The 12047-nt window shown below is 69.0% G+C and carries 10 protein-coding genes; all 10 read left to right on the plus strand.

All coding sequences use genetic code 11. The features are described 5' to 3' along the window. Nucleotides 1-194: 194 nt before the first annotated feature. The 10 genes from ACFQZY_RS10055 to gshB all read left to right on the plus strand — a co-directional run bounded on the left by ACFQZY_RS10055 (nucleotide 195) and on the right by gshB (nucleotide 12044). Entirely contained in the window at nucleotides 195-839 is a 645-nt protein-coding gene (locus tag ACFQZY_RS10055) for a MotA/TolQ/ExbB proton channel family protein (RefSeq protein ID WP_377415492.1), read from the plus strand. Continuing rightward, a complete protein-coding gene (locus tag ACFQZY_RS10060) occupies nucleotides 836-1255 on the plus strand; it encodes an ExbD/TolR family protein (RefSeq protein ID WP_377415493.1) in 420 nt (139 codons plus the stop codon). The genes ACFQZY_RS10055 and ACFQZY_RS10060 overlap by 4 nt, the downstream gene beginning before the upstream one ends. 42 nt (nucleotides 1256-1297) lie before the next feature. Then, nucleotides 1298-3937 carry a leucine--tRNA ligase gene (leuS, locus tag ACFQZY_RS10065; RefSeq protein WP_377415494.1) on the plus strand — a complete coding sequence of 880 codons (2640 nt, stop codon included), beginning with the start codon at nucleotides 1298-1300 and terminating at the stop codon, nucleotides 3935-3937. Next, nucleotides 3937-4437 carry an LPS assembly lipoprotein LptE gene (gene lptE / locus ACFQZY_RS10070; protein ID WP_377415495.1) on the plus strand — a complete coding sequence of 167 codons (501 nt, stop codon included), beginning with the start codon at nucleotides 3937-3939 and terminating at the stop codon, nucleotides 4435-4437. The genes leuS and lptE overlap by 1 nt, the downstream gene beginning before the upstream one ends. A gap of 4 nt (nucleotides 4438-4441) precedes the next feature. Next, entirely contained in the window at nucleotides 4442-5530 is a 1089-nt protein-coding gene (gene holA / locus ACFQZY_RS10075) for a DNA polymerase III subunit delta (protein ID WP_377415496.1), read from the plus strand. Further along, nucleotides 5527-6807 carry a glutamate-5-semialdehyde dehydrogenase gene (locus tag ACFQZY_RS10080; protein ID WP_377415497.1) on the plus strand — a complete coding sequence of 427 codons (1281 nt, stop codon included), beginning with the start codon at nucleotides 5527-5529 and terminating at the stop codon, nucleotides 6805-6807. The genes holA and ACFQZY_RS10080 overlap by 4 nt, the downstream gene beginning before the upstream one ends. Nucleotides 6808-6820: 13 nt before the next feature. Further along, on the plus strand, nucleotides 6821-7834 hold the full coding sequence (locus tag ACFQZY_RS10085) for a DUF6352 family protein (RefSeq protein WP_377415498.1): 1014 nt from the start codon (nucleotides 6821-6823) through the stop codon (nucleotides 7832-7834). A gap of 70 nt (nucleotides 7835-7904) precedes the next feature. Continuing rightward, on the plus strand, nucleotides 7905-9200 hold the full coding sequence (gene gshA / locus ACFQZY_RS10090) for a glutamate--cysteine ligase (RefSeq protein WP_377415499.1): 1296 nt from the start codon (nucleotides 7905-7907) through the stop codon (nucleotides 9198-9200). A 4-nt stretch (nucleotides 9201-9204) separates the two neighbouring features. Continuing rightward, nucleotides 9205-11073: a potassium transporter Kup gene (locus tag ACFQZY_RS10095; RefSeq protein WP_377415500.1), complete on the plus strand. Its 1869-nt coding sequence runs from the start codon at nucleotides 9205-9207 to the stop codon at nucleotides 11071-11073. A 17-nt stretch (nucleotides 11074-11090) separates the two neighbouring features. Then, nucleotides 11091-12044 (plus strand): glutathione synthase, encoded by a 954-nt coding sequence (gshB, locus tag ACFQZY_RS10100; RefSeq protein ID WP_377415501.1) that lies wholly within the window; start codon nucleotides 11091-11093, stop codon nucleotides 12042-12044. Nucleotides 12045-12047: the final 3 nt, after the last annotated feature.

The following is a 12047-nucleotide window of genomic DNA, read 5'->3' on the forward strand; positions in this document are numbered from 1 at the left end:
CCGAGCGTGGGGGCCTCAATGACCGCCGCGCCGGGCCGCCCCAAGCAAGGTCGCGCCCCCTCGGGGGGCAGCGAAGGACACGCAGTGCCGAGCGTGGGGGCCTCAATGACCGCCGCGCCGGGCCGCCCCAAGCAAGGTCGCGCCCCCTCGGGGGGCAGCGAAGGACACGAAGTGCCGAGCGTGGGGGCACGGGTATGAACCTGTTGCAGCTGCTGCGCCAGGGGGATGCGATCACGCAGGGTGTGGCGCTGCTGCTCCTGGCGATGTCCGTGGCGAGCTGGGTCGCCATCGTCTGGAAGGCCTGGCTGCTGCGCCAGGCCTCGGCCGGCGTGGCCCGCGGCGTCGCCGCGTTCTGGCAGGCCGCCAGCCTCGATGAAGCCCGCGCCCGCCTGCCGGCCTTCGACCGCGTGGGCCTGGTCCTGCCCCTGGTCGAGGCCACCGCCCCGCCCGCGCCCGGCGGCCTGGCCGCCGCCGGCGACCGGTCGCAGCAGCTCACGCGCGGCCTGCGGGACGCGCTGCACGACATCATCGACAAGCTCCAGTTCGGCCAGGTGATGCTGGCCACCGTGGGCTCCACCGCGCCCTTCGTGGGCCTGCTCGGCACGGTCTGGGGCATCTACCATGCGCTCACCGGCATCGCCGGCAGCGGCCAGGTCGGCATCGACCAGGTCGCCGGCCCGGTGGGCGAGGCCCTGGTCATGACGGCCGCCGGACTGGCCGTGGCCATCCCCGCCGTCCTGGGCTACAACATCTTCAGCCGCCGCATCGCCCGCATCGAGGCCGACCTCGAAGGCTTCGCCCGCGACCTGCGCGACCTGCTCTCCGGGGCGCAGCAATGAGCTTCGGCCGGCTCGAGCGCACCCCGCCGCCGCAGCCGTTCTCGGACATCAACGTCACGCCCCTGGTCGACGTGATGCTGGTGCTGGTGGTGATCTTCATCGTCACCGCGCCGCTGCTGGCCAACTCGATCCGGCTGGACCTGCCCAAGGCCGCAGCCGCCAAGCCCCGCGAGGCTGGCGTCGCCATCACCGTCGTCCTCGACCCGCAGGGCGGCCTGTTCATCGACCGCGACCCCGTCACTCCCGCCCAGCTGGCCGAGCGCCTGGCCCAGGCCGGCAAGCTCAATCCCGCCACCGAGGTGCAGCTGCGCGCCGACCAGTCCGTCCCGTACGGCCGGGTGGTGGAGGTCATGGGCGCGGCCCAGGCCGCCGGGCTGAACCGGGTCGGCTTCGTGGCCGAGAGCCCGGCGCGCTGACCGGCCGGCGGCCGCGGGCTGCCCCCTACAATTTCGCCCATCATGCAAGACAAGTACAACCACCTCGAGATCGAGAAGGACGCGCAGGCGCACTGGACCGCGCGCGACGCCTACCGCGTCGTCGAGGACCCGAAGAAAAAGAAGTTCTACGCCTGCTCCATGCTGCCGTACCCCAGCGGCAAGCTGCACATGGGCCATGTACGCAACTACACCATCAACGACATGCTCACGCGCTACCTGCGCATGAACGGCTACAACGTGTTGATGCCCATGGGCTGGGACGCCTTCGGCCTGCCCGCCGAGAACGCCGCGCTGAAGAACGGCGTGCCGCCGGCCCAGTGGACGTACGAAAACATCGCGTACATGAAGAAGCAGATGCAGTCGATGGGCCTGGCCATCGACTGGTCGCGCGAGGTCGCTACCTGCGACCCGGCCTACTACAAGTGGAACCAGTGGCTGTTCCTGAAGATGCTCGAGAAGGGCATTGCCTACCGCAAGACCCAGGTCGTGAACTGGGACCCGGTGGACCAGACCGTGCTGGCCAACGAGCAGGTCATCGACGGCAAGGGCTGGCGCACCGGCGCCGTCGTCGAGAAGCGCGAGATCCCGGGCTACTACCTCAAGATCACCGACTACGCCGACGAGCTCCTGCGCTTCGTGAAGGACGACCTCGCCGGCTGGCCCGAGCGCGTCAAGCTGATGCAGGAGAACTGGATCGGCAAGAGCGAGGGCGTGCGCTTCGCCTTCACCCACGACATCGCGGGCGATGACGGGCAGCTCATTGGCGACGGGAAGATGTACGTCTTCACCACTCGCGCCGACACCATCATGGGCGTGACCTTCTGCGCGGTCGCACCCGAGCACCCGCTGGCCACGCATGCCGCCCGGACCAACCTGCGCCTCGCCGCCTTCATCGAGGAGTGCAAGAAGGGCGGCACCACCGAGGCCGAGCTCGCCCTCAAGGAGAAGGAGGGCATGCCCACCGGCCTGTTCGTCACGCACCCGCTGACGAACGAGAAGGTCGAGGTCTGGGTCGGCAACTACGTGCTCATGTCGTACGGCGACGGCGCCGTCATGGGTGTGCCGGGCCACGACGAGCGCGACTTCGCCTTCGCCCTCAAGTACAACCTGCCGATCGTGCAGGTGGTGCATGTCGATGGCGAGCACTACGACTACAAGCACTGGCAGGAGTGGTACGCCGACAAGCTCCAGGGCGTCACCATCAACTCCGACATCTTCAGCGGCTTCAAGTACAAGGAGGCGGTGGACGCCGTCGCCCACGCGCTGCAGCAGAAAGGCTTGGGCGAGAAGAAGACCACCTGGCGCCTGCGTGACTGGGGCATCAGCCGCCAGCGTTACTGGGGCACCCCGATCCCGATCATCCACTGCCCCGAGCACGGCGCCGTGCCCGTGCCCGAGCAGGACCTGCCGGTGGTGCTGCCGGCCGACTGCGTGCCCGATGGCACCGGCAACCCGCTGAACAAGCGCGAGGACTTCCTCGCCTGCAAGTGCCCGGTGTGCGGCCAGGCCGCCCGCCGCGAGACCGACACCATGGACACCTTCGTGGACTCGTCCTGGTACTTCATGCGGTACTGCGATCCCACCAACGACCAGAAGATGGTCGCCGAAGGCACCGACTACTGGATGCCGATGGACCAGTACATCGGCGGCATCGAGCACGCCATCCTGCACCTGCTGTACGCGCGCTTCTGGACCAAGGTCATGCGCGACCTCGGCCTGGTGAAGATCGACGAGCCCTTCACCAAGCTGCTCACTCAGGGCATGGTGCTGAACGAGGCCTTCTCGCGCACCACCACCGGCAAGCAGTACTACTGGCAGCACGAGCTGGACATCGTGCGCGACGAGCACAACAAGGTGCTCTCCGCCACCTCCAAGGCCGACGGCCTGCCGGTGACCTACGAGGGCTGGACCACCATGTCCAAGTCCAAGAACAACGGCGTCGACCCGCAGGCCCTGATCGAGCAGTACGGCGCCGACACCTCGCGCCTGTACACCATGTTCACCGCGCCGCCCGAGGCCACCCTCGAGTGGAACGACGCCGCGCTGGAGGGCAGCTACCGCTTCCTGCGCCGCGTCTGGAACTTCGGCATGAAGGTCGGCGGCACCGAGGCGGTGGCCGCGCGCTCGCGCGAAACGGCCCAGGCCGCGGGCTTCGGCAAGGCCGCCAAGGCCCTGCGCCTGGAGATCCACACCGTGCTGCGCCAGGTCGACTACGACTACCAGCGCATGCAATACAACACCGTGGTCTCCGGCGCGATGAAGATGCTCAACGCGCTCGAGGACTTCAAGGCGGTCGACGAGCCCGGCGCCCAGGCCGCCCTGGCCGAGGGCTTCGGCATCCTGCTGCGCGTGCTGTACCCGGCCACGCCGCACATCGCGCACGGCCTGTGGCAGGCCCTGGGCTATGCCGCCCTGCACGGCGACCTGATCGACGCGCCCTGGCCGCATGTCGACGAGGCCGCCCTCAAGCAGGACGAGATCGAGCTGATGCTGCAGGTCAATGGCAAGCTGCGCGGCTCCGTGCTGGTGCCGGCCGGCGCCGCGCGCGAGGAGATCGAGCGCCTGGCCGTGGCCAGCGAGGCCTTCACCAAGTTCGCCGAGGGCGCCGTACCCAAGAAGGTGATCGTGGTCCCGGGCCGCCTCGTCAACGTGGTGATCTGATGCGCCGGCGCGGCCTGCTCCTGGCCAGCCTGGGCGGCGCCGCGGCCACGCTGGCGGGCTGCGGCTTCCGCATGCGCGGCGCGCCCAGCTTCGCCTTCGACAGCATCCACCTCGCCGGCACCTCGGAGCTGGCCTCCGAGCTGCGCCGCAACCTGCAGTCCGTCCCCGGCCTGCGGGTGCTCGATGCGCGCACCCCGCCCGACCAGGCCCAGGTGATTCTGGACATCCTGGGCGAGCAGCGCCAGAAGGTGGTGGTGGGCCGCACCTCCACCGGCCAGGTGCGCGAATTCCAGCTTCGCATGTCGCTGAAGTTCCGCCTGCGCAACCCGCGCGGGCGCGAGCTGATCTCCGACACCGACCTGCTGCAGCAGAGGGACATCAGCTTCAACGAATCCGCCGTCCTGGCCAAGGAGGCCGAGGAAGTGCTCCTGTACAACGACATGCAGTCGGACCTGGTGCAGCAGGTGCTGCGCCGGCTGGCGGCCGTGCGGGCGGTCTGACCCCATGCAACTGGCCCTGCCCCAGCTCGAGGCGCACCTGCAGAAGACGCTGCGCTCCCTCTACACCCTGCACGGCGACGAGCCGCTGCTGGTGCAGGAGGCGGCCGACGCGATCCGCGCTGCGGCGCGGGCGCAGGGCTACACCGAGCGCACGGTCCACACCGTCGCCGGCGCGCACTTCGACTGGAGCGCGGTGCTGGCCGCCGGCGGCTCCCTGAGCCTGTTCGCGGACAGGCAGGTCGTCGAGGTCCGCATCCCCTCGGGCAAGCCGGGCAAGGAGGGCAGCGCCGCCCTCCAGCAGATCGCCGAGCAGTCCCAGGGCAACGACAGCACGCTGACCCTGGTGCTGCTGCCCAAGCTCGATCGCATGACCCTGCAGGGCGCCTGGTTCGGCGCCCTGGACAGCTTCGGCGCCACGGTCAAGGTCGACCCGGTGGAGCGCGCGCACCTGCCGCAGTGGATCGCCGGGCGCCTGGCGCGCAACGGCCAGCGCGTGGCGGCGGGCGAGGAGGGCCAGCGCACCCTGCAATTCTTCGCCGACCGGGTCGAGGGCAACCTGCTCGCCGCGCACCAGGAGATCCAGAAGCTGGCCCTGCTGCACCCGGCAGGCGAGCTGTCCTTCGAGCAGGTGGAGGCGGCGGTGCTCAATGTGGCCCGCTACGACGTCTTCAAGCTCTCCGAGGCGGTGCTCGCCGGCCAGGCCCAGCGCGTGCAGCGCATGCTCGAGGGCCTGCAGGCCGAGGGCGAGGCCGAGGTCCTGGTGCACTACACCCTGGCCGAGGACATCCGCGCCCTCAAGCGGGTGAAGGACGCCATGGCCGGCGGCAAGCCCCTGCCCCTGGCGCTGCGCGAGCAGCGCGTCTGGGGCCTGAAGGAGCGCCTGTTCGAGCGGGTGCTGCCGCGCCTGACCCCCCTCATGCTCGATGGCCTGCTGCACTCGGCCCACGTGGTCGACGGCATCGTCAAGGGCCTCAAGGCCCCCGGCTGGCCCGCCAGCGGCTGGCAGGCCCTGCACAAGCTGGCCCTGGACCTGTGCCTGGCCTGTTCCCCCCAGGCGCAAGGCCATACCCCGCGTGCGAAAATGGGCGGATGAACGCCCTGAACGTCGCCGAGTACATCCAGTCGCTGGGTGTGCAGGCCCGGCAAGCCGCCGCCCTGATGGCGAAGGCGAATGCCGCCACCAAGAACAAGGCTCTCAAGCGCCTGGCCGTCCTGCTGCGTGAGAACGCCGCGGCCCTCGCCGTGGACAACGGCAAGGACATCGCCCGCGCCGAGGCCGCCGGGCTGGCCGCCCCGATGGTCGACCGCCTGCGCCTCACCCCCAAGGTCATCGACACCGTGGCCGAAGGCTGCGAGCAGCTCGCCGCCATGCCCGACGTGATCGGCGAGATCCTCGGCATGAAGCAGCAGCCCAGTGGCATCCGCGTCGGCCAGATGCGGGTGCCGATCGGCGTCTTCGGCATGATCTTCGAGAGCCGGCCCAATGTGACCATCGAGGCCGCCAGCCTGTCCATCAAGAGCGGCAACGCCTGCATCCTGCGCGGCGGCTCGGAGGCCATCGAGTCCAACAAGGCGCTGGCGAAGCTGGTGCAGCAGGCCCTGGCCGACGCCGGCCTGCCGCCCGAGGCCGTGCAGCTGGTGCAGACCACCGACCGCGAGGCCGTGGGCCAGCTGATCGCGATGCCCCAGTACGTGGACGTGATCATCCCGCGCGGCGGCAAGGGCCTGATCGAGCGCATCAGCCGCGAGGCCAAGGTGCCCGTGATCAAGCACCTGGACGGCAACTGCCACACCTACATCGACGACCCCTGCGACATCGCCATGGCGGTCAAGGTGACCGACAACGCCAAGACCCAGAAGTACAGCCCCTGCAACGCCAGCGAGGGCCTGCTGGTCGCGCGCGGCGTGGCCGCTGAATTCCTGCCGGAGATCGGCGCCGTCTTTGCCGCCAAGGGCGTGGAGATGCGCTGCGACCCGGCGGCCAAGGCCATCCTCGCCGCCGTGCCCGGCGCGAACGTGGTCGACGCCACCGAGCAGGACTGGTACGAGGAGTACCTCGCGCCCGTCATCAGCGTGAAGGTGGTCGAGGGCCTGGACGAGGCCATCGCCCACATCAACCGGTACGGCAGCCACCACACCGACGCCATCCTCACCCGGGACCACATGCACGCCCAGCGCTTTTTGCGCGAGGTCGATTCGGCCAGCGTCATGGTGAATGCGAGCACCCGCTTCGCGGATGGTTTCGAGTACGGCCTGGGCGCCGAGATCGGCATCAGCACCGACAAGTTCCACGCGCGCGGCCCGGTGGGCATCGAGGGCCTGACCTCCCTGAAGTGGGTGGTGCTCGGCGACGGCGAAGTCCGCAACTGAGCGGGCGCCCACCATGCGTGATTACTGGCCTTCCTGCGGCTGGCGCCTCCTGGACCGTGACCCGCAGGGCCGGCTGGTCGTCACCGACGATTTCCTGCGCCTGCTGCTGGCGCGCCCCGAGCTCGCGCCGGTGCCCGAGTCCTGCGACGCCGAACGCGCCCTGCACGAGCGCCTGCTGCAGCAGCCCCGGCGCGAGGTGCCTGCAGCCGAACTCGCCGCGCTGGCGGATGCCGACGCCCGTGAGAACTACGCGGTCTGGCTGCGGTTCCGCGAGCGCCTGCTGGCGCAGCCCACGCTGGAGGCCAGCTACCTGCAGATCTTCCGCGGCCAGGTCGACGTGCCGCCGCTGCTGGTGCACCAGCTCACGCAGGTGATCCTGCGCGAGGCCCTGGGCGACGCCGCGCCGGCGCTCCAGGTGCGCGCCGCCGAGATGTTCTTCCGGCCCCAGCGCATCGCCGTCCAGGAGGACGGCCAGGTCATGGCGGCCGACGACGAGGCCGTGGAGCGCCTGGCCGTGGCCAGCTCCTTCGGCGCCATCGGCGAGCTGCTGCGGCAGGGCGGCGCGCCGCTGCGCGAGGCCGAACTCGACGTGCTGCGCGAGGACAACGCCGAGGATTACTGGCCCCGCAGCGAGGCGCACGACATGGTGGTCGCCCTGCACCACGGGCAGCCCGCGCTGGAGGGCCTGTGCCGGGTCATCGAACGCTGGGTGGGGCGCCTGCTCGGCGTGTCGGTGCAGGTGCGCGTCGAGCGCGAGATCGACGACGCGCAGTGGCTCTGGCACGTGGGCCTGGACGCCCAGGCCAGCGCGGTCCTCAATGCGCTCTATCAGGGCCAGGACGTTGAGCCCGCGCAGATGGAGCGCATGCTGTGCCTGTTCCGCCTGGATTTCGACGAACCCTCGGTGGTTCGCCGCGAGCTGGCCGGCCACCCCGTCTACCTCGCCATGGGCATGGATGCAACCAAGGTTCTCAGGCTCAAGCCGCAGAACCTGCTGTTGAATCTGCCCTTGTCGCGCCCGTCTTGATGCGGCGCACAAGCCTACTCCTACAATCGGGAGCCGAGGCCTCATCCCACCCCCTGAAGAGGGTTGCAGCATGGTTCCCCATCTCATCACGGCCCTGAGCGGCCCCATCAACGAGCTCGAGCAGCGCATCCTCGAGTCCATGCCCGCCATCGAGCGCTGGTTCCGCCTCGAATGGATGGAGCACACCCCGCCGTTCTACAGCTCGGTCGACATCCGCAATGCCGGCTTCAAGCTCGCGCCGGTGGACACCAACCTGTTCCCCGGCGGCTGGAACAACCTCACCCCCGAGATGCTGCCGCTGGCGGTGCAGGCGGCGATGGCGGCGATCGAGAAGATCTGCCCCGAGGCCAAGAACCTGCTGGTGATCCCCGAGAACCACACGCGCAACACGTTCTACCTGTCGAACCTGGCGCAGCTCCAGCGCATCTTCCACATGGCGGGCCTGAACGTCCGCATCGGCTCGATCAGCCCGGACATCACCGAGCCCACGCCGATCGACCTCCCGGGTGGCGAGTCCATCACCCTGGAGCCGGTGGTCCGCAGCAAGTACCGACTGGGGCTCAAGGACTTCGACCCCTGCACCATCCTGTTGAACAACGACCTCTCGGCCGGCGCCCCGGGCATCCTGGAGGACCTGCACGAGCAGTACCTGCTGCCGCCGCTGCACGCGGGCTGGAGCGTGCGCCGCAAGAGCCGCCACTTCCAGAGTTACGAGGAAGTCTCCAAGCGTTTCGGCAAGCTCCTGGGCATCGACCCGTGGCTGATCAACCCGATGTTCAACGTCTGCGGCGAGGTCGACTTCGCCAATGGCACGGGCATGGACTGCCTGGCCACCAACGTCGACGCGCTGCTCACGCGCATCCGCCGCAAGTACAAGGACTACGGCATCAACGAGAAGCCGTTCGTGGTGGTCAAGGCCGACAACGGCACCTACGGCATGGGCATCATGACCGTGCGCGACGCCAAGGACCTGGAGCAGCTCAATCGCAAGACCCGCAACAAGATGGGCGTCATCAAGGACGGCCAGGAGGTCTCGCAGGTGATCATCCAGGAAGGCGTGCTCACCAACGAACGCATCCACGATGCCGTCGCCGAGCCGGTGGTCTACATGATGGACCGCTACGTGGTCGGCGGCTTCTACCGCGTCCACGCCGAGCGGGGCGTCGACGAGAACCTCAACGCGCCGGGTGCCGGCTTCGTGCCGCTGGCCTTTGCCGAGAGCACGCGCCTGCCGCAGCCGGGCTCCAAGCCCGGCGCCAGTGCGCCGAACCGCTTCTACATGTACGGCGTCATCGGCCGCCTGGCCATGCTGGCCGCCAGCTACGAGCTCGAGGCCACCGACCCCGACGCCGAAACCTACGAATAAGCCCGTGTCGCACTCCAAGTCCTCGCTCGCCGCGCTCACGCTCGGCGCCATCGGCGTCGTCTACGGCGACATCGGCACCAGCGTGCTGTATGCGGTCAAGGAGGTGTTCGGCTCGGGCCACGTGCCGTTCACGCCGGGCAATGTCTACGGCATCCTGTCCATCTTCTTCTGGACGCTGACCATCATCGTCTCGCTCAAGTACGTGGTGCTGGTGCTGCGCGCCGACAACCACGGCGAGGGCGGCCTGGTGGCCATGCTGGCCCTAGCCTCGCAGGCGGTGAAGGACAAGCCGCGCCTGCGCTCCGCGATGCTGGCGGTGGGCATCTTCGGCACCAGCCTGTTCTACGGCGACGGCGTCATCACCCCGGCGATCTCGGTGCTCTCCGCGGTCGAGGGCCTGGAGGTGGTCTCGCCGCAGTTCAAGCGATGGGTGATCCCGCTGACGCTGGTCATCCTGTTCTGCCTGTTCTTCGTGCAAAAGCGCGGCACCACCGGCATCGGCCGCTTCTTCGGGCCGATCACCCTGGCCTGGTTCGCGGTGCTGGCCCTGCTGGGCGTGTCCAACATCCTGCTGCACCCGGAGATCCTGCAGGCGATCAGCCCGCACCATGCCATCGGCTTCGCCCTGGCCAACCCGGGTACCACCTTCATCATCCTGGGCGCGGTGGTGCTGTGCGTCACCGGCGCGGAGGCCCTGTACGCCGACCTCGGCCACTTCGGCAAGAGGCCGATCCGCCTGGCCTGGTTCGGCGTGGTCATGCCGTCCCTGGTGCTCAATTACTTCGGCCAGGGCGCGCTGCTGCTGGAGAACCCCGCGGCGGTGAAGAACCCGTTCTTCCTGATGGCCCCCGACTGGGCCCAGCTGCCCCTGGTGCTCCTGGCCACCGCCGCCACCGTGATCGCCTCGCAGGCCCTCATCACCGGCGCCTTCAGCGTGACCAAGCAGGTGATCCAGCTGGGGTACCTGCCGCGCCTGAACGTGCAGCACACCAGCGTCAGCGATACCGGCCAGATCTACATGCCCTTCGTGAACTGGGGCCTGTTCGTGGCCATCGTGCTGGCGGTGGTGATGTTCCGCTCCTCGAGCAACCTGGCGGCGGCCTACGGCATCGCGGTCACGCTGGACATGCTGATCACGACCATCCTCACCTTCTTCGTGATCCGCTTCGGCTGGAAGTACCCGCTGTGGCTGTGCCTGGCCGCCACCGGCTGGTTCTTCATCATCGACGTCACCTTCTTCGCGTCCAACCTCCTGAAGCTGCTGGACGGCGGCTGGTTCCCGCTCCTGATCGGCGGCGCGATCTTCACGTTGATGATGACGTGGAAGCAGGGCCGCTTCATCCTGAACCAGGCCCTCAAGACCGACGCCATCGACCTGAAAAGCTTCCTCGAGGCGGTCTTCGTCGCGCCGCCCTCGCGCGTGCCCGGCACTGCGGTCTTCCTCACCGCCGAACCCGGCGCGGTGCCCAACGCCCTGCTGCACAACCTGAAGCACAACAAGGTGCTGCACGAGCACAACGTGTTCGTCACCGTCCGCAGCCACGAGGTGCCGTGGATCGAGGCGAGCGAGCGCGCCGAGATCACCGCCCTGGGCAATGACTGCTGGCAGGTGATGGTGCATTACGGTTTCAAGGACGACCCCGACCTGCCGCTCGCGCTTGAGGCGGTGCGCACCCACGGCTGCCAGGTGGACCACATGAACACCAGTTATTTCCTCTCGCGCGACGTGGTCGTCCCCAGCATCGGCGGCGGCATGGCCCCGTGGCGCGAGAAGCTGTTCGCTCAGATGCACCACAACGCGAGCGCGGCGGCCGACTTCCTGAACCTGCCGAACAACTCGGTCGTGGAGCTCGGCTCCAAGGTCGCGATCTGATTCCCAAGGAGGCTGGCATGGAGATCCTGTTCGTCGCCGACCCCCTGGAGACCTTCAAGGTCTACAAGGACACCACCTTCGCGATGATGCGCGAGGCGCAGCGCCGCGGCCATCGGGTGGTGGCCTGCGAGCCGCGCCACCTTTCGTGGCGCTCGGGCGGCGTGGTGGAGGCGCAGGTGCGCGAGGTCACCCTCACCGGCGCCGACGAGGAATGGTTCGTCGAGAGCCACACCCGCGTGCGGGCCCTGCGCGAGTACGGCGCCATCGTGATGCGCAAGGACCCGCCTTTCGACAGCGAGTACTTCTACGCCACCCACCTGCTGGAGCAGGCCGAGCGCGAGGGCGCGCGCGTCTTCAACAGGCCGGCGGCGCTGCGTGACCATCCCGAGAAGCTGGCGATCATGCAGTTCCCGCAGTTCACCAGCCCCACCCTGGTCACGCGCGACGAGCAGGCCGTGCGCCGCTTCCACGCGGAGCACCGCGACATCATCCTCAAGCCCCTCGACGGCATGGGCGGCATGGGCATCTTCCGCGTGCGCGACGACGGTCTGAACCTGGGGGCCATCGTCGAGTCGCTCAACGCCGGCGGCGCCACCACGATCATGGTGCAGCGCTACGTGCCGGAGATCGTGCACGGCGACAAGCGCGTGCTGGTCATCGGCGGCAAGCCGGTGCCCTATTGCCTCGCCCGCATCCCGCAGGGCGGCGAGGTGCGCGGCAACCTGGCCGCCGGCGGCAAGGGCGTGGCGCAGCCGCTGTCCGCCCGCGACCGCGAGATCGCCGAGGCCCTGGGGCCGGTGCTGGCCGCGCGCGGGCTGCTGCTGGTGGGCCTGGACGTGATCGGCGACTGCCTGACCGAGGTCAACGTGACCAGCCCCACCTGCTTCCAGGAGATCACGCAGCAGACCGGCTTCGACGTGCCGGCGATGTTCATCGACGCCCTCGAGGCGGCGCTGAAGTCGAAGGCGTAGCGG

Origin of the sequence: Ramlibacter sp. GCM10027632, from assembly GCF_042675325.1 — a bacterium.
Taxonomy (GTDB): Bacteria; Pseudomonadota; Gammaproteobacteria; order Burkholderiales; family Burkholderiaceae_C; genus Ramlibacter.